The sequence below is a fragment of the Pseudomonas sp. Larv2_ips genome, from assembly GCF_963879675.1.
In the GTDB taxonomy this organism is placed as follows: domain Bacteria; phylum Pseudomonadota; class Gammaproteobacteria; order Pseudomonadales; family Pseudomonadaceae; genus Aquipseudomonas.
The window spans coordinates 169,105-187,361 of the sequence record NZ_CAWOAW010000001.1 but is presented as its reverse complement, the minus strand read 5'-3'; the positions used below and the strand labels follow the sequence as shown (position 1 = coordinate 187,361).

Genomic DNA, 18,257 nt, shown 5'->3' with positions numbered 1-18,257 from the left:
CAGTGATGTCTCCCAGGCTTCGAGCCTGGGTGATTGCTCGCTGATGACAACTACAAACAAGGATCGGGATCGTCATGCGCCATACCACTGTTCTATCCGCAATTTTTGGCACCAGCCTGCTGGCTGTGGCCACGATGGGCCAAGCCGCCGACAAGAAGAGCCTAGTGTTCTGCTCTGAAGGCAGCCCGGCCGGGTTTGACACCGCGCAGTACACCACCGCCACCGACAACGATGCGGCCGAGCCGCTGTACAACCGCTTGGTTGAGTTCGAAAAAGGCGCGACCAATGTGGTACCTGGGTTGGCAACCAAGTGGGATATTTCCGAAGACGGCCTGACCTACACCTTTCACTTGCGTGAAGGGGTGAAATTCCACAGCAACAAGGAATTCAAGCCGACGCGCGACTTCAACGCCGACGACGTGCTGTTCACCTTCAACCGCATGCTTGACCCCGACCACCCGTTTCGCAAGGCCTACCCCACCGAGTTTCCGTACTTCAACGGGATGAGCCTGAACAAGAACATTGCCAAGGTCGAGAAAACCGACCCGCACACCGTGGTGATGACTTTGAATACGGTCGACGCTGCGTTCGTTCAAAATATCGCCATGAGCTTTGCCTCGATTCTGTCGGCCGAGTACGCCGAGCAGTTGCTCAAGGAAGGCAAGCCCAGCGACATCAACCAGAAGCCGATTGGCACTGGTCCGTTTGTGTTCCAGCGTTATCAGAAAGACTCGCAGATCCGTTACGTGGGTAACAAACAGTACTGGGACCCAAGCCGGGTCAAGCTGGACCAACTGATCTTCGCCATCAACACCGATGCGTCGGTGCGGGTACAGAAGCTCAAGGCCGGTGAATGCCAGATCACGCTGCACCCGCGCCCGGCCGACGTCGACGCCCTCAAGGCCGACCCGAACCTGCAACTGCTGACCAAACCCGGCTTCAACCTGGGTTACATCGCCTACAACGTGCGCCACAAACCCTTCGACCAGCTCGAAGTGCGTCAGGCGCTGGACATGGCGGTGAACAAGCAAAGCATCCTCAACGCCGTGTACCAGGGCGCCGGCCAACTGGCAGTCAACGCCATGCCGCCGACCCAGTGGTCCTACGACGACACCATCAAGGACGCTGCCTACAACCCGGAAAAAGCCAAGGAATTGCTCAAGGCCGCCGGCGTCAAGGAAGGTACCGAGATCACCCTGTGGGCGATGCCGGTGCAACGGCCTTACAACCCCAATGCCAAGCTGATGGCCGAAATGCTGCAAAGCGATTGGGCCAAGATCGGCCTCAAGGTCAAGATCGTCAGCTACGAATGGGGCGAGTACATCAAGCGCACCAAGAACGGTGAGCACGACATCAGCCTGATCGGCTGGACCGGCGACAACGGTGACCCGGACAACTGGCTGGGCACTCTTTACAGCTGCGACGCCATCGGCGGGAACAACTACTCGATGTGGTGTGACCCGGCGTACGACAAGCTGATCAAGCAAGCCAAGGTCGTGACCGACCGCGAACAAAGGACTGTTCTGTACAAACAGGCGCAGCAACTGCTCAAGCAGCAGGTGCCGATCACGCCCGTCGCCCACTCGACGGTCAACCAGCCGTTAAGCGCCAAAGTCGAAGGTTTTAAAGTGAGCCCCTTCGGCCGCAACGTGTTCTCGGGCGTCAGTATCAACCCATAAAAAAATAACCGGATTGCAGGGAGCGATGTTGGCTCCCTGGCAAACGTGCAGCCTTTTGTTGGGAAATTTCCTACGGCAAACGTTTGCAAAGGCTTGAACGAGTTACACACCCAATAGCCGGTTCACCTAAAAAGACCGGCATTAAAAAGAGAACCAAAGGAGCTCCACCCATGAAACTGAGCAGCAAAGCGCTTCTGGCCCTGGCCATCAGCAGCATCACGGCGACCGCCTTCGCTGAAACCCAGAGCCAGGACTTCGTTCCGACCACATTGGCCGGCACCAGCGCCCAAAGCGAGGCCAAAGGCTTTATCGACGGTCAAAGCCTGGGCGGTACTACCCGTAACTGGTTTTCCAACGAGCAGCGTTTCCGTGGTAGCAAGTTCACTTACCAGAAGCACGGCGAGGCTCGCACCGACGCCTACCGTACCAACTGGCTGCAAGGCACCATCCTTAACTACTCCTCGGGCTTCACCCAAGGCACTGTTGGGGTAGCAACCGAAGTAGCGGGTTACAACGTCATCGCGCTCGACCAGAGCAAGCGTGACATCAAGGGCGGTTCCAACCGTACCCTGGCCGACTCCGACGGCGATGCCGTAGGCCAGTGGAGCAAACTGGGCCTGGCCAACGTCAAGTTCCGTGTGTCCAACACCACCTTGACCGCCGGTCGCCAGAACTTCAGCAGCGGCATTATCGACACCATCGGCAACCGCGCACTGCCGTCGAGCTTTGAAGGTTTTGCCCTCAACAGCGAAGAGTTCAGCAACCTGTCGTTCCAGGGCGCTTACTTCGACCGCGTGTCGCCACGTACCGAACAGAGCCTGTCGAAATTCCGCAGCGAATACGGCAATGGCCAGGAAGCGGATCACGTCTACACCGCCGGTGTGAACTACCAGCCGTTCAAGAGCCTGAAAACCAGCTTCTTCGGCGCTCAAGTCAAAGACTTCTGGAACCAGTACTACTTCGGCGCAACCCATGAACTGGGTGACAGCCAGCAACTGAGCCTGACCACTGGCCTGAACTACTACAAAACCGTCGACGAAGGCAAAAAGTTGATGGGCAAGATCGACAACGACACTTACTCGCTGTCGCTCGGCCTGACTCACCAGGCTCACAGCCTGACCTTCTCGTACCAGGAAGTGAACGGTAACGAGTACTTCGACTACCTGCACGAAACCAACGGCATCTACCTGGCCAACTCCCTGACGTCCGACTTCAACGGCCCGAACGAGAAATCGTTCCAGATCGCCTACGGCATCAACATGGCCGAATACGGCGTGCCAGGCCTGAAGTTCAACATCTACTCGGCTCGCGGCTGGGGCATCGACGGCACTCACTACACCGGCGACGGCGGCGTGAAAGGCTTTGCTTACAACGGTATCCAGACCCAAGACGGCGAGAAACACCAGGAATACGGCGTAGGTACTTCGTACGCCATCCAGAGCGGTGCACTCAAGGCCACCACCATTCGTGGTACCTACGTGACTCACCGCGCCAGCGCCAACCAGGCTGACGGCAACCTGCGTGAGTTCCGCCTGGTCACCACCATCCCGTTCAACATTCTTTAATTAGCGCCAGGTAAACGGCGGGCTCAGGACGGGCCCGCTGTCTACGCTTGTCTGGTTCACTCGATTGCAGAGGGCTCTGAATGAAAATGCTCCCGTTACAAGCTGCCATTGCCGCTGCGCTATTGAGCGTTGCGATCGGCGTTTCGGCCAAACCGTTGGTGGTCTGCACCGAAGCCAGCCCGGAAGGTTTTGACCCGGTCCTGTACACCACCGCCGTCACCGCTGACGCCGCGGCAGAAACCATGTTCAACCGCCTGGTGGACTTCAAGCCCGGCACCACCGAAGTCGTGCCTGCCCTGGCCAAAGACCTGCCGGAAATCAGCGCCGATGGCCTGACCTACACGTTCCACCTGCGTGACGACATCAAGTTCCACACCACCGATTACTTCAAACCCACGCGCAACATGAATGCCGACGACGTGCTTTGGAGCTTCCAGCGCCAGCTGGACCCGAATCACCCGTGGCACAACAAGTCCAACGTGGGCTACCCGTACTTTGAAAGCATGGGCTTCAAGGAACTGCTCAAGAGCGTAGAGAAGACCGATGACCACACCGTGGTCTTCACCCTGACCCGTCCTGAAGCACCGTTCCTGTCCGACCTGGCCATGGCGTTTTCCTCGATTCACTCCGCCGAATACGCCGACCAGTTGCTCAAGTCCGGCAAGACCGATGACCTGAACGCCAAGCCCATCGGCACCGGCCCGTTCATCTTCAACCGTTACGCCAAAGACGCCCAGGTGCGCTTCAAGGCCAACCCGGACTACTTCCGTGGCAAGCCGCCGGCTGACCCGTTGATCCTGGCCATCACTACCGACAGCAACGTGCGCCTGCAAAAGCTCAAGGCCAACGAATGCCAGATCGCGCTGTACCCCAAGCCCGATGATGTGCCGAGCGCCAAGGCTGATCCCAACCTGAAAGTCGCGGAACTGGCGGCGATGACCACCAGCTACACCGCCTTGAACACCACCCACAAGTACATGAGCGACGCGCGCGTGCGCCACGCGATCAACATCGCGTTCGACAAAAAAGGCTACAACGAGTCCCTGTACGGCAAAGGCAACGCTGTCGACGCCACCGGCCCGTACCCGCCAACGCTGCTGGGCTTTAGCGACAAGCTGAAAAACCCACCGCGCGACCTGGACAAGGCCCGCGCCCTGCTCAAGGAAGCCGGCGTGCCGGAAGGCACTGAGTTCACCCTGTTCACCCGTAACGGCGGCGGCCCGACCAACCCCAACCCGATGCTCGGCGCCCAGCGCATGCAGGCGGATCTGGCGCAGATCGGCCTGAAAGTGAACATCAAGGTCATGGAATGGGGCGAAATGCTCAAGCGCGCCAAAAACGGTGAGCACGACATGGTGTCCGCCGGTTGGGCGGGGGATAACGGGGACCCGGATAACTTCCTCACACCAAACCTGAGTTGCGATGCAGCCAAAAACGGCGAAAACTACGCCCGCTGGTGTAACAAAGAGTTTCAAGACTTGATCGACAAGGCACGCGCTATCGCTGAACCGGCCCAGCGCGCTGCACTCTATGAACAAGCACTGGACGTTTTCGAGAAGGATCAACCGTGGATTCCCATGGCTTACCCGAAAATGTTCACCGCCATGCGCAAAAACGTCGAGGGTTATACCCAAAGCCCTCTGACGACCAATAACTTCGCCACCACCCAGGTGAAGTAATAAGAGAAGACGCTCGGCACCGTCGCCATTGACGGTGCCGAACCTGCCTAACCGGCTGATTGAGGTACACAACAAGATGTTTAGTTTTATTGCCCGCCGATTGGGGTTATTGATCCCCACGTTTTTCGGCATCACGTTGCTGACGTTTGCGTTGATTCGCATGATCCCCGGCGACCCTGTCGAAGTCATGATGGGCGAACGACGAGTCGACCCCGAGATGCACGCACAGGCAATGGAACGCCTCGGCCTTAACAAGCCGCTGTACGCGCAATACCTGGACTACGTAGGCAAACTCGCCCACGGCGACCTCGGTGAGTCACTGCGCACGCGCACCAGCGTGTGGACCGAATTCACCGCCCTCTTCCCTGCGACCCTGGAACTGTCCATGGCCGCCCTGTTGTTCGCCGGTGTCCTGGGCCTGTTGGCCGGGGTGATCGCGGCCTTGAAACGAGGATCCCTGTTCGACCATGGGGTGATGGGCATCTCCCTCGCGGGATATTCGATGCCGATCTTCTGGTGGGGCCTGATCCTGATCATGTTCTTCTCGGTCAGCCTGGGCTGGACCCCGGTTTCCGGGCGTATCGACCTGCTCTACGACATCGAGCCGCGCACCGGCTTCATGCTGATCGACACGCTGCTGGCTGACGAGCCCGATGCGTTCTTCGACGCCCTGCACCACTTGATCCTGCCGGCCATCGTGCTCGGCACCATCCCGCTGGCGGTGATCGCGCGGATGACCCGTTCGTCGATGCTCGAAGTCCTGCGCGAAGACTACATCCGTACCGCCAAGGCCAAAGGCCTGTCGCCGGCGCGCGTGGTATTCGTCCACGGCCTGCGTAACGCGCTGATCCCGGTACTCACCGTGGTCGGCCTGCAAGTGGGCACGCTGCTGGCCGGTGCGGTCCTGACCGAAACCATCTTCTCGTGGCCCGGCATCGGCAAATGGCTGATCGAAGCCATTGGCGCTCGGGACTATCCCGTGGTGCAAAACGGCATCCTGTTAATCGCCTGCCTGGTGATTCTGGTGAACTTCGTGGTGGATATCCTCTACGGCTTCGCCAACCCACGCATCCGTCACCAGCGCTGAGATCATGACCATGACCACACCTACTTCCGCGGTAGCAGTCGATCAAAGCCTGCTGTACCCGTCCCCGTACAAAGAATTCTGGCAAGCCTTTTCCAAGAACAAAGGCGCCGTTGCCGGCCTGCTGTTCATGTTGCTGGTGGTGTTTTGCGCGATCTTCGCCCCTTGGGTTGCGCCGCATAACCCAAGCGAGCAATACCGCGACTTCCTGCTCACCCCTCCAGCCTGGCTGGAGGGCGGGCAGATGCAGTTCCTGCTCGGCACCGACGAACTGGGCCGTGACCTGCTCTCGCGCCTGATCCAGGGTTCGCGCCTGTCCTTGCTGATCGGCTTGTCGTCGGTCGTGATGTCGCTGATCCCGGGCATCCTGCTGGGCCTGTTCGCCGGGTTCTTCCCGCGCATGCTCGGCCCAACCATCATGCGCTTGATGGACATCATGCTGGCCCTGCCGTCGTTGCTGCTGGCTGTCGCCATTGTCGCAATCCTCGGCCCTGGCCTGATCAACACCGTGATCGCCATTGCGATCGTGTCGCTGCCCTCGTATGTGCGTCTGACCCGCGCTGCGGTGATGGGCGAACTGAACCGCGACTACGTGACGGCCGCCCGCCTCGCTGGCGCCGGCCTGCCACGCCTGATGTTCATCACCGTGCTGCCCAACTGCATGGCGCCGCTGATCGTACAGGCCACCTTGAGCTTCTCCTCGGCGATTCTCGATGCCGCGGCCCTGGGCTTCCTTGGCCTTGGCGTACAACCGCCAACCCCTGAGTGGGGCACCATGCTGGCTTCGGCCCGTGACTACATCGAACGCGCCTGGTGGGTCGTGAGCCTGCCGGGTTTGACCATTTTGCTCAGCGTGCTGGCAATCAACTTGATGGGTGACGGCCTGCGCGATGCGCTGGACCCGAAACTCAAGAACGCCGCCTGAGGAGATTCCCATGTCACTGTTAGAAATCAAGAATCTCAACGTACGCTTTGGCGACGCGACCGCCGTGCCGGTGGTCGATGGCCTCGACATTTCCGTCGACAAAGGCGAAGTACTGGCGATCGTTGGCGAGTCGGGCTCGGGTAAATCCGTGACCATGATGGCGCTGATGGGCCTGATCGAGCACCCGGGCATCGTCACCGCCGACGCCCTGAACTTTGATGGCAAAGACATGCTCAAGCTGAGCAACCGTCAGCGCCGCCAAATCGTCGGCAAAGACCTGGCGATGGTGTTCCAGGACCCGATGACCGCGCTGAACCCCAGCTACACCGTGGGTTTCCAGATCGAAGAAGTGCTGCGCCTGCACCTGAAAATGTCCGGCAAGCAAGCGCGCAAACGTGCGATCGAACTGCTCGAAAAAGTGGAAATTCCGGGCGCGGCCAGCCGTATGGATGCCTACCCGCACCAACTGTCCGGTGGTATGAGCCAGCGTGTCGCAATCGCCATGGCAATTGCCGGCGAGCCGAAACTGCTGATCGCTGACGAACCGACCACTGCGCTGGACGTGACCATTCAGGCGCAGATCATGGAGCTGCTGCTGGCCCTGCAGAAAGAGCAGAACATGGGCCTGGTGCTGATCACCCACGACCTGGCCGTGGTGGCTGAAACCGCACAGCGCGTGTGCGTGATGTACGCCGGCCAGGCCGTGGAAGTCGGCCAGGTGCCGCAACTGTTCGACATCCCGGCGCACCCGTACAGCGAAGCGCTGCTCAAGGCGATCCCCGAGCACAGCCTGGGCGCCACGCGCCTGGCCACGCTGCCGGGTATCGTTCCCGGTCGTTATGACCGCCCGCAGGGTTGCCTGCTGTCGCCACGTTGCCCGTATGTGCAGGAATCCTGCCGTGCCCAGCGGCCTGGCCTTGACCCGAAAAGCAACAGCCTCGCGCGCTGCTTCTACCCCTTGAACCAGGAGGTGGCGTAATGGCCGTCGTTCTTACCGCCCGCGACCTGACCCGTCACTACGAAGTCTCCCGTGGCCTGTTCAAGGGCCACGCGCTGGTACGCGCGCTTAATGGTGTGTCGTTTGAACTGGAAGCTGGCAAGACCCTCGCCGTAGTAGGCGAGTCGGGTTGCGGCAAATCCACCCTGGCCCGCGCGCTGACGCTGATTGAAGAGCCGTCGTCCGGCTCGTTGAAAATCGCCGGCCAGGAAGTCGCCGGTGCCGACAAGGCCCAGCGCAAGCAATTGCGCAAAGACGTGCAGATGGTGTTCCAGAGCCCGTACGCCTCGCTGAACCCTCGGCAGAAAGTCGGTGATCAACTCGGCGAGCCGCTGTTGATCAACACCAACCTGTCCGCCGCCGAACGCCGCGAAAAAGTGCAGGCGATGATGAAGCAAGTGGGCCTGCGCCCCGAGCATTATCAGCGCTATCCGCACATGTTCTCCGGTGGCCAGCGCCAGCGTATTGCCCTGGCACGCGCCATGATGCTGCAACCTAAAGTGCTGGTGGCGGATGAACCGACCTCGGCACTCGACGTATCGATCCAGGCCCAGGTACTTAACCTGTTCATGGACCTGCAGCAGGAATTCAACACCGCCTACGTGTTCATTTCCCACAACTTGGCAGTGGTGCAACACGTTGCCGACGACGTGATGGTGATGTACCTCGGCCGCCCGGTGGAAGTGGGCCCCAAGGAAGACATCTACGCTCGTCCGCTGCACCCGTACACCCAGGCGCTGCTGTCGGCCACCCCGACCATCCACCCAGACCCGAACAAGCCGAAGATCAAGATCGTCGGCGAACTGCCCAACCCGCTGAACCCGCCATCTGGCTGCGCGTTCCACAAGCGCTGCCCGTACGCGACAGCGCGTTGCAGCAGCGAGGAGCCGCTGTTGCGGCCGCTGGATAACCGCCAAGTGGCTTGCCACTACGCGGAGCAGTTCGTGGCCTGAGCCTGCATGCAACAAAAATGCCCTGGCGATAACGCCAGGGCATGACAGGTGTTCTACAAGCCCTTCCCATCAGGTTGCGCATCAGCCTGTTGGGAGGGGCTTTTTTTTGGCTGATCACCACCCGCATTTGATCAACAAATCCCCTTCAGTATTCGAAACCAATCTAACTGCCTGTCAGTTCTCACAGTAGCCAGCCACGGCCTTTTGCATTGTTATGAGCTCACCCCCTTTATCCAATGGACGGGTAATCGCTCATGACAACATTCACTGTTTTTTTCTGCGGCACTGGCTCAACCAAGTTTGACGATACTCACGCCAGTTATTGGAACGGTGAGTTGATTTCCACGCTGGCGCAAAACACTCAAAGCGTCAGTAAGGAGTTTGCCGAATGGATTGTTATCGACGGCCCCGGCAGCGGCAACTTGCAAGCCGATGAAATGTTCTCCGAGTCTGGCAATTATCTTCAGTTAAAGGGCACCGCCCTGGGCTCTGGCTGGGAAGAAAATGTGGCTCACGCGGTTAACATCATGAAGGGCACGTTTACCTGGCAGCGCGAAAAACTGACTGAGGAAAACTACACCCAACTGCAAAAAGCCGGCATTCCAATTGAAGACGTCAAAGTCACCGGCAGTTGGTATTGGCGCACTTACGATTACGGTACGCGCAAAGTAACGCAGCAACAGTTGCAAGAGCAGATCATCAAGACCTTTCGAAAAGACGGGATCATTCCCACGCGCGTCAACCTGGTCGGTTGGAGCCGCGGCGGGATCAGCTGCCACATGCTGGCCAACGCCATGCTCAATGACAGCGTCTTGAAGAATGTGCCGGTCAATATCTTCGCTGTCGACCCGGTTCCCGGGCTCTTGAACTTCCAGAGCAGTCGAGTAACGCTCGGCAGCAACGTTAAAGAGTACGTCGGTTTTTACGCCAGGGACGAGCGATCCTCCGGATTCGCCTGTGTCGTACCCACCTTTGATACAAACACCCATGTTCATATCTATCCAATGCCCGGGCGCCACGCGACCTTGGTGGGTAATGCAGCCCCCGACGGAAACCAGGGTGCAAAGGTATATGCCGAACCCGGCGAGATTGTTCGTCACTTTGCAGAAACTTGCCTGACGCGATGGGGGGTGCGCCTGGAAAAGAAACTCAACCTCACGCCCGGTCAGATTAATGACCGTCTTACCAAAATGAATAATGATTTGAGCGGGTACGTGGCGATGCGAAATACGGTCTACACCACCCGTACGTCCACAGCCGGTGAGCGCAGCATTACCAAGGGCAGCAGTGATATGAAATTCACCGCAGCGAGCAGTACCGATTACCTGCCAGGAAAGGGACTTTCAATAGACAAGATAGTGAACAGCGACTACTTCAACGATATCGCATGATTCAAAGGGGGGCGGGTTTAACGGTATACAGCCTTCCCGTCAGGCGGTGCATACCTGACGGGTGGGACTGTACTTCAGGCCGACTCAGGTATCGCTGTCACCTTGATCGCTATCATCGTCATCCGGGGCTTGCTGGTCGTCATCATCCTTGGAACCGCCTTGGTCCTCATCGCCTGGCTCGGCTTCCGACTTGGCCAGTTGCAGTCCCTTGCCCTGCGCTGTCTGCACCGCCGAAAAGCCCGTCTGACTGCCCTGCACCGGGTTATGCGCCCAGGCCGTCGACATCCCCAACGACAACAGCACCAGCACTTTTATCAACAGCACTACACGTTGAAAAATACTCATGGTCGATTTCCGTCCAGTCAGTAGATGAATCCTGCACGACAGCGTTTTACCGTCGCCAGGTTAGAAGCTAGTCCCAATGCCGGGTTTGCGCCAGGCTTCAGGTGTCGCCATCGTCGTAGGTGTCGCTGTCCTCGCCTTCGTTATAGGGGTTTTCCGCATCCTCCTTGGGCGCGGGCTGGGCTTGGGGTTGCCAACTGCCGGAGTTGACCTCGTTCTGCTTTTTCTTGGTCACCGGGCCGGTGTCTTTCCATTGGGGCGTGCCGGTGTCGGCCAGCGCCGAGGTGCATGCCAAGGCGGTGGACACACCCAGGGTGCCAAAAAGCACCAACCAGATAGCCCGTTGAGTTATACGCAAGGTAGCCTCCAGATCCGTCGGTGAATGGGTGAATTATTTGAAACGCTAGACCGGATGCGGATATCTCGCCAATTCATCGCCTTGTGGAGATCAAAATGTGGGAGCGGGCTTGCTCGCGAATGCGGAGTGTCAGTCACTGAATATGTTGACTGATACACCGCATTCGCGAGCAAGCCCGCTCCCACACTTAGAATATCGGCGCCCACAAAAAAGGGCGAAGCCATGATAGCTTCGCCCTTTTTGTACCGCTCAGACCTTAATGGTGCTCACGGGTCGCGCGGAATTTCACATCCGGCCAGCGCTCTTCCATCAACGCCAGGTTCACCCGGGTCGGGGCCAGGTAGGTCAGGTGACCACCGCCGTCCACTGCCAGGTTTTCCACAGCCTTGTTGGAGAACTCTTCCAGCTTCTTCTTATCGCTGCAATCGATCCAGCGCGCGGAGTACACGGTGATTGGCTCGTAGGAGCATTCAACCTTGTATTCCTCTTTCAGGCGGCTGGCGACCACATCGAACTGCAGCACGCCGACGGCGCCGAGGATGATGTCGTTGCTGCGCTCGGGGAAGAACACCTGGGTGGCGCCCTCTTCCGCCAATTGCTGCAGGCCCTGGCGCAGTTGCTTGGATTTGAGCGGGTCGCGCAGGCGTACGCGGCGGAACAGTTCCGGGGCGAAGTGCGGGATACCGGTGAAGCCCAGCACTTCGCCCTCGGTGAAGGTGTCGCCGATCTGGATGGTGCCGTGGTTATGCAAGCCAATGATGTCGCCGGCGTAGGCTTCTTCGAGCTGTTCACGCTCGGAGGAGAAGAACGTCAGGGCATCGCCGATGCGCAGGTCCTTGCCGGTGCGCACGTGGCGCATCTTCATGCCTTTTTCGTATTTGCCGGAGCAGATACGCATGAAGGCGATACGGTCGCGGTGCTTGGGGTCCATGTTCGCCTGGATCTTGAACACAAAGCCGGTGAATTTTTCTTCAACCGGTTCCACCGTGCGCTCATTGGCAACCCGGGCCAGAGGCTTCGGCGCCCAGTTCACGACGGCGTCGAGTACGTGGTCGACACCGAAGTTGCCCAACGCCGTACCGAAGAACACCGGGGTCAGTTGGCCGTCGAGAAATTCCTGCTGGTTGAACGCGTGGCAGGCGCCCTGCACCAGTTCCAGTTGATCGACAAAGCGGTCGTACTCGTCACCCAGGTGGGCGCGGGCTTCGTCAGAGTCGAGCTTCTCGATGATCTTGACGTCGGTGCGCTCGTGGCCGTGGCCGGCGGTGTAGACAATGATGTAGTCGTCGGCCAGGTGGTACACACCCTTGAAGTCGCGGTAGCAACCGATCGGCCAGGTGATCGGCGCAGCCTTGATCTTCAGGACGGCTTCGATTTCATCGAGCAACTCGATCGGGTCGCGGATATCGCGGTCGAGTTTGTTGATGAAGCTGACGATCGGCGTGTCTCGCAGGCGGCAAACGTCCATCAGCGCGATGGTACGTGGCTCAACGCCCTTACCGCCGTCGAGGACCATCAAGGCCGAGTCCACCGCCGTCAGGGTGCGGTAGGTATCTTCGGAGAAGTCTTCGTGGCCCGGGGTGTCGAGCAGGTTGACCATGTGGTCGCGATACGGGAACTGCATGACCGACGTGGTAATGGAAATACCCCGTTGTTTTTCCATTTCCATCCAGTCGGAGGTGGCATGGCGGTCCGATTTGCGGGATTTCACCGTGCCGGCCACTGCGATTGCCTTGCCCATCAGCAGGAGCTTCTCGGTGATGGTGGTTTTACCGGCATCGGGGTGGGAAATAATGGCGAAAGTGCGGCGTTTCGCGACTTCGGCGGCCTGGTGGGTCATGGGAAATCGCCTGGCAGGTGAGTCAAAAAAGGGCGGCGAGTATAGCGCAAACCCAGGGAGCCAGACCACCGTTCACCCGATTGGGGGTGGCTAAATGCTGCCAAGTGTGGAACCTTTTAAAAGGTAGAGACGTCCACTCCCCTGCTATCGCACTCGTACCAGGGGCTGAAAAATCAGCAAGTTAGCCTGACGAGGCTGCGCTCATGGCTTGACCTCATGTCGTCTAACCGGCATTGGCAAGCTGCATTTCGCGACCACATTCGCCGACAGCCAGGAATGGCATTGCCGCTCGGAAATGTGGACGCCGACAGAAGAAAAAAAGGAGTCCGCCTGTGGCTATTCGCTATGGCAAAGGGCTGATAGGAGGAGCGGTTGTCGTCGCTCTCCTGGCCCTGCTGGTCCACTGGATCGGCATCAACACGATCGAACTGTACCGCGACGATTTGTTGTTTTACCTGCAAGCACACCTGATCCTCGTTCTTGTCTCCATGCTGGCAGCCCTCGTTGTAGGCATCCCCGCCGGTATCCTGCTCAGCCGACCGAACATGGTCGGGCGCGCAGAACGCTTCATGCAGATCTTCAACATCGGCAACACCGTCCCGCCCCTGGCCGTACTGGCCATCGCCCTCGGCGTCCTCGGCATCGGCAGTGGCCCGGCCATCTTCGCGTTGTTCCTCGCCTCGTTGCTGCCCATTGTGCGCAACACCTACGAAGGCATCAAAAACGTTCAAGGCTCGTTGAAAGAAGCCGCCACCGGCATCGGCATGACGCCGCGCCAGGTGCTGTTTCGCGTGGAATTGCCCAACGCCGTGCCGATCATCATCGGCGGTGTGCGCGTGGCCCTGGCGATCAACGTCGGCACCGCACCGCTGGCGTTCCTGATTGGTGCCAACAGCCTGGGCAGCCTGATCTTCCCCGGCATCGCCCTGAACAATCAGCCGCAATTGCTGCTCGGCGCCGCGTGCACCGCGCTGCTGGCATTGCTGCTTGACGGTCTGGTGACCATGGCCAGCCGCCTCTGGCTGGAACGCGGGTTGCGTCCGTCTTAAGGCTTGGCAAAGGAATCGACATGAAAAAGTTAAGCTTGATATTAGGCTGCGTCCTGCTGTTGGCAGGTGTTGCGCAAGCCGCCGAAAAACCCGTCATCCGCATCGGCGCCCGCGTGTTCACTGAACAGACGCTGCTCGCCGAAATCACCTCCCAGTACCTGCGCACCAAGGGTTACGACACCCGCGTGACCGGCGGCCTGGGCAGCAACCTGGCGCGCAGTGCCCAGGAAAGCGGGCAACTGGACCTGATCTGGGAATACACCGGCGTGTCGCTGGTGGCCTACAACCATGTGGACGAGAAGCTCGACAGCGAACAGTCTTACGCCCGAGTCAAAGAACTCGATGCGAAAAAAGGCCTGGTCTGGCTCTCTCCGTCGAAATTCAGCAACACCTACGCATTGGCGTTGCCGGAAAACGTGGCCAAGGAATTCCCGCAGATCAACAGCATCAGCGACCTGACCCAAGCCCTGGCCGAGAAAACCAAAGGCACGCGCCTGGTGGCCCTGGACACCGAGTTCGCCAACCGTTCCGACGGCATGGCCGGCATGGTCAAGCTGTATGACATGAACCTCACGCGCAAAAACACCCGGCAGATGGACGCCGGCCTGGTCTACACCGCGCTGCGTAATGGCCAGGTGTTTGCCGGGTTGGTCTACACCACCGACGGTCGCCTGAACGCTTTCAAATTGAAGCTGCTGGAAGACGATAAACACTACTTCCCGGACTACACCGCCGCGCCGGTGGTGCGTCAGGATTATCTCGACGCTCACCCTGAACTGGCCGCCGACCTGAAACCATTGGCCGCGCTGTTCGACGACGCAACCATGCGCCAGCTGAACGCGCGGGTCGACGTGGACCATGAAAGCCCGTCCGCCGTGGCCGCAGACTTCCTGCGCCAACATCCCATCAGCCAATAAGAGGAGAAGACATGGAATTTCTGAACGCCTTTTCCCATCTTGATTGGGCCCAGGTCCTGCACCTGACCTGGCAGCACATCACCCTGGTCGGCATTGCCGTCATTCTGGCAATCGTCGTGGGCGTGCCGCTGGGCGTGTTGATGACGCGCTTCCCGACCCTGGCCGGCCCGCTGCAAGCCAGCGCCACCGTGCTGCTGACCGTGCCGTCGATCGCGCTGTTCGGCCTGCTGCTGCCTTTCTACTCCAAGTTCGGCCAGGGCCTGGGGCCAATGCCGGCGATCACCGCGGTGTTCCTCTACTCGCTGCTGCCGATCATGCGTAACACCTACCTGGCCCTGACGGGCGTGGAACCGGGCATTCGCGAAGCCGCCAAAGGCATCGGCATGACCTTCGGCCAGCGCCTGCGCATGGTTGAACTGCCCATCGCCGTGCCGGTGATCCTCGCCGGTGTGCGCACCGCCGTGGTGATGAACATTGGCGTAATGACCATTGCCGCCACCATCGGCGCCGGTGGTCTGGGTGTACTTATTCTGGCTTCCATCAGCCGCAGCGACATGTCGATGCTGATCGTTGGCGCCGTGCTGGTCAGTCTTCTGGCCATCTTCGCCGACCTGCTTCTGCAATGGCTGCAACGCTCGCTGACTCCAAAAGGACTGCTCAAATGATCGAACTTCAAAACCTGACCAAGACTTTTCAAAGCAACGGCAAAACCGTATCTGCCGTGAACGACGTAAGCCTGACCGTCAATGAAGGCGAGATTTGCGTGTTCCTCGGCCCCTCGGGTTGCGGCAAAAGCACCACGCTGAAAATGATCAACCGCCTGATCAAGCCCACCTCGGGCAAGATCCTGATCAACGGCGAAGACACCACCGACCTGGATGAGGTGACCTTGCGTCGCAACATCGGTTATGTGATCCAGCAGATCGGCCTGTTCCCGAACATGACCATCGAGGAAAACATCGTGGTGGTGCCCAAGCTGCTCGGCTGGGACAAGCAGAAATGCCACGACCGCGCCCGCGAGTTGATGAGCATGATCAAGCTGGAACCCAAGCAATACCTGCATCGCTACCCGCGTGAACTGTCGGGCGGCCAGCAACAGCGCATCGGTGTGATCCGTGCGCTGGCGGCCGATGCACCGCTGCTGCTGATGGACGAGCCGTTCGGCGCGGTCGACCCGATCAACCGCGAGATGATCCAGAACGAATTCTTCGAGATGCAGCGCGCGCTGAACAAGACCGTGATCATGGTCAGCCACGACATCGATGAAGCGATCAAGCTGGGCGACAAGATTGCGATCTTCCGTGCCGGCAAGCTGCTGCAGATCGACCACCCGGACACGCTGCTGGCGCATCCGGCTGACGAGTTCGTCAGCAACTTCGTCGGCCAGGACAGCACCCTCAAGCGCCTGCTGCTGGTGAAAGCCGAAGACGCGGCGGACAACGCCCCGTCGGTGAGCCCGGAAACCCCGGTGGCCGAGGCCCTGGAGCTGATGGACGAAACGGACCGTCGCTACGTGGTGGTCACCTGTGCCGAGAACAAGGCGCTGGGTTATGTACGACGTCGCGACCTGCACCGTCAGACCGGTACGTGCGGCCAGTACCTGCGCGAGTTCAACGCCACGGCGGCGTACGACGAGCACTTGCGCATCCTGCTGTCGCGCATGTACGAGTTCAACCGCTCGTGGTTGCCGGTGATGGACGCGGAGCGCGTGTTCCTCGGTGAAGTGACCCAGGAGTCGATTGCCGAGTACTTGAGTTCCGGTAAGTCGCGTGGGGGCAAGACCAGTATTGTCTCGCCTGCCGAGACTGCGCTGGCCTGACCTGAAATAACACAGTGCAACAGGTGGGAGGGGGCTTGCGCCCGATAGCGGTGGATCAGTGACTGATGAAGTGACTGACACACCGCCATCGGGGGCAAGCCCCCTCCCACATTTGCTCGTTGGTGAGTCAGGGAAATCCCACCGATTTGGTCCTCCCGGGGAACATCAATCCGTCACACCGGTCGGTTACATAAGTAGCTGCACGCGGTCCTGCGACGAACGCGTGCAAAAACGCGACATTTTTAGTTGATCTATGGCCCCTCACGTCCTAAAGTTCGCGCCGAACGTCCATGCTGGAAACGATCCATCCGGCTCAAGTACTGACGACGAGACAGCAAGGCCAAGGGAAGCGTTTATTCCCATGGCCTTTTTGCTTTCGGCGACATGCCTTGGGAAGTAGGCGAACCAAAGTGGGGATACGGAGGACGTTCATTTGCACCCATTGATCAAATTAGTTTGCCCTTAGGAGTTCCCAGCATGTCGATCAACGTCGAAGATTATTTCGCGCGCGCCACTTTTGACAAAATGAAGGCGTTCGCCGACAAGCAAGAAACCCCGTTCGTGGTGATCGACACCGCGATGATCAGCCAGGCCTACGATGACCTGCGCGCCGGTTTCGAATTCGCCAAAGTCTATTACGCGGTCAAGGCCAACCCTGCCGTCGAGATCATCGACCTGTTGAAAGACAAGGGTTCGAGCTTCGACATCGCCTCGATCTACGAGCTGGACAAGGTCATGGACCGTGGCGTCAGCCCCGACCGTATCAGCTACGGCAACACCATCAAAAAATCCAAGGACATTCGCTACTTCTTTGATAAGGGCGTGCGTCTGTTCTCCACCGACTCCGAAGCCGACCTGCGCAACATCGCCAAGGCCGCGCCGGGCTCGAAAGTCTATGTGCGTATCCTCACCGAAGGCTCGACCACGGCCGACTGGCCTTTGTCGCGCAAATTCGGCTGCCAGACCGACATGGCCATGGACCTGCTGATCCTCGCCCGCGACCTGGGCCTGGTGCCATACGGTATCTCTTTCCACGTTGGCTCGCAGCAGCGCGACATCAGCGTGTGGGACGCGGCGATTGCCAAGGTCAAAGTGATCTTCGAACGCCTGAAGGAAGAAGACGGCATCCACCTCAAGCTGATCAACATGGGCGGTGGCTTCCCGGCCAACTACATCACCCGCACCAACAGCCTGGAAACCTACGCCGAAGAAATCATCCGCTTCCTCAAGGAAGATTTCGGCGACGACCTGCCGGAAATCATCCTGGAGCCGGGCCGCTCGTTGATCGCCAACGCCGGGATCCTGGTCAGCGAAGTGGTGTTGGTTGCGCGTAAATCCCGCACCGCCGTCGAGCGTTGGGTATACACCGACGTGGGCAAATTCTCCGGCCTGATCGAAACCATGGACGAAGCCATCAAGTTTCCGATCTGGACCGAGAAGAAAGGCGAGATGGAAGAAGTGGTCATCGCCGGTCCTACCTGCGACAGCGCCGACATCATGTACGAGAACTACAAGTACGGCCTGCCACTGAACCTGGCGATTGGTGACCGTTTGTACTGGCTGTCGACCGGTGCGTACACCACCAGCTACAGCGCCGTGGAATTCAATGGCTTCCCACCGTTGAAGTCTTACTACGTGTAAGCAATTCGCACACAAAAA

The 18,257-nt window shown here is 59.2% G+C and carries 16 protein-coding genes; 13 read left to right on the top strand and 3 right to left on the bottom strand.

The features are described from left to right. Positions 1–134: 134 nt before the first annotated feature. The 8 genes from AACV02_RS00885 (at position 135) to AACV02_RS00850 (ending at position 10,273) form a co-directional block, all read left to right on the top strand. Positions 135–1,679: an ABC transporter substrate-binding protein gene (locus AACV02_RS00885; protein ID WP_371924155.1), complete on the top strand. Its 1,545-nt coding sequence runs from the start codon at positions 135–137 to the stop codon at positions 1,677–1,679. Positions 1,680–1,849: 170 nt separating this feature from the next. Next, on the top strand, positions 1,850–3,244 hold the full coding sequence (locus AACV02_RS00880; RefSeq protein WP_106578635.1) for an OprD family porin: 1,395 nt from the start codon (positions 1,850–1,852) through the stop codon (positions 3,242–3,244). 80 nt (positions 3,245–3,324) lie between these two features. Then, positions 3,325–4,923, top strand: a complete 1,599-nt coding sequence (locus tag AACV02_RS00875; RefSeq protein ID WP_106578634.1) for an ABC transporter substrate-binding protein — start codon at positions 3,325–3,327, stop codon at positions 4,921–4,923. A gap of 76 nt (positions 4,924–4,999) precedes the next feature. Next, a complete protein-coding gene (locus AACV02_RS00870; RefSeq protein ID WP_106578740.1) occupies positions 5,000–6,010 on the top strand; it encodes an ABC transporter permease subunit in 1,011 nt (336 codons plus the stop codon). Between the two features lie 10 nt (positions 6,011–6,020). Then, positions 6,021–6,932 (top strand): ABC transporter permease subunit, encoded by a 912-nt coding sequence (locus AACV02_RS00865; RefSeq protein WP_106578633.1) that lies wholly within the window; start codon positions 6,021–6,023, stop codon positions 6,930–6,932. A 10-nt stretch (positions 6,933–6,942) separates the two neighbouring features. Beyond that, positions 6,943–7,911: an ABC transporter ATP-binding protein gene (locus tag AACV02_RS00860; protein ID WP_106578632.1), complete on the top strand. Its 969-nt coding sequence runs from the start codon at positions 6,943–6,945 to the stop codon at positions 7,909–7,911. Continuing rightward, positions 7,911–8,882, top strand: a complete 972-nt coding sequence (locus tag AACV02_RS00855; protein ID WP_106578631.1) for a peptide ABC transporter ATP-binding protein — start codon at positions 7,911–7,913, stop codon at positions 8,880–8,882. The genes AACV02_RS00860 and AACV02_RS00855 overlap by 1 nt, the downstream gene beginning before the upstream one ends. A gap of 254 nt (positions 8,883–9,136) precedes the next feature. Further along, positions 9,137–10,273, top strand: coding sequence for a hypothetical protein (locus tag AACV02_RS00850; RefSeq protein ID WP_119736566.1), 1,137 nt, complete (start codon positions 9,137–9,139; stop codon positions 10,271–10,273). An 84-nt stretch (positions 10,274–10,357) separates the two neighbouring features. Here the strand turns inward: AACV02_RS00850 and AACV02_RS00845 are convergent, their stop codons facing one another. The 3 genes from AACV02_RS00845 to AACV02_RS00835 all read right to left on the bottom strand — a co-directional run bounded on the left by AACV02_RS00845 (position 10,358) and on the right by AACV02_RS00835 (position 12,813). Further along, the gene (locus AACV02_RS00845) at positions 10,358–10,618 is read right to left on the bottom strand and encodes a hypothetical protein (RefSeq protein ID WP_106578629.1); all 261 of its coding nucleotides are present in this window, start codon (positions 10,616–10,618) and stop codon (positions 10,358–10,360) included. A gap of 97 nt (positions 10,619–10,715) precedes the next feature. Beyond that, positions 10,716–10,973 (bottom strand): hypothetical protein, encoded by a 258-nt coding sequence (locus tag AACV02_RS00840; RefSeq protein ID WP_106578628.1) that lies wholly within the window; start codon positions 10,971–10,973, stop codon positions 10,716–10,718. A gap of 256 nt (positions 10,974–11,229) precedes the next feature. Further along, entirely contained in the window at positions 11,230–12,813 is a 1,584-nt protein-coding gene (locus AACV02_RS00835) for a peptide chain release factor 3 (protein WP_106578627.1), read from the bottom strand. A gap of 332 nt (positions 12,814–13,145) precedes the next feature. Here AACV02_RS00835 and AACV02_RS00830 point away from each other — a divergent pair, with 332 nt between their 5' ends. From AACV02_RS00830 to AACV02_RS00810, 5 genes are all read left to right on the top strand, one after another. After that, complete coding sequence (locus tag AACV02_RS00830; protein ID WP_119736564.1) at positions 13,146–13,862, top strand: ABC transporter permease; 717 nt, start codon at positions 13,146–13,148, stop codon at positions 13,860–13,862. 20 nt (positions 13,863–13,882) lie between these two features. Continuing rightward, the gene (locus tag AACV02_RS00825; RefSeq protein ID WP_106578626.1) at positions 13,883–14,779 is read left to right on the top strand and encodes a glycine betaine ABC transporter substrate-binding protein; all 897 of its coding nucleotides are present in this window, start codon (positions 13,883–13,885) and stop codon (positions 14,777–14,779) included. An 11-nt stretch (positions 14,780–14,790) separates the two neighbouring features. Beyond that, positions 14,791–15,444 carry an ABC transporter permease gene (locus tag AACV02_RS00820; RefSeq protein WP_027604864.1) on the top strand — a complete coding sequence of 218 codons (654 nt, stop codon included), beginning with the start codon at positions 14,791–14,793 and terminating at the stop codon, positions 15,442–15,444. Continuing rightward, the gene (locus AACV02_RS00815) at positions 15,441–16,598 is read left to right on the top strand and encodes an osmoprotectant ABC transporter ATP-binding protein OsmV (protein WP_053131666.1); all 1,158 of its coding nucleotides are present in this window, start codon (positions 15,441–15,443) and stop codon (positions 16,596–16,598) included. The genes AACV02_RS00820 and AACV02_RS00815 overlap by 4 nt, the downstream gene beginning before the upstream one ends. Positions 16,599–17,075: 477 nt before the next feature. Beyond that, positions 17,076–18,239 carry a type III PLP-dependent enzyme gene (locus AACV02_RS00810; RefSeq protein ID WP_017138295.1) on the top strand — a complete coding sequence of 388 codons (1,164 nt, stop codon included), beginning with the start codon at positions 17,076–17,078 and terminating at the stop codon, positions 18,237–18,239. Positions 18,240–18,257 lie beyond the last annotated feature (18 nt).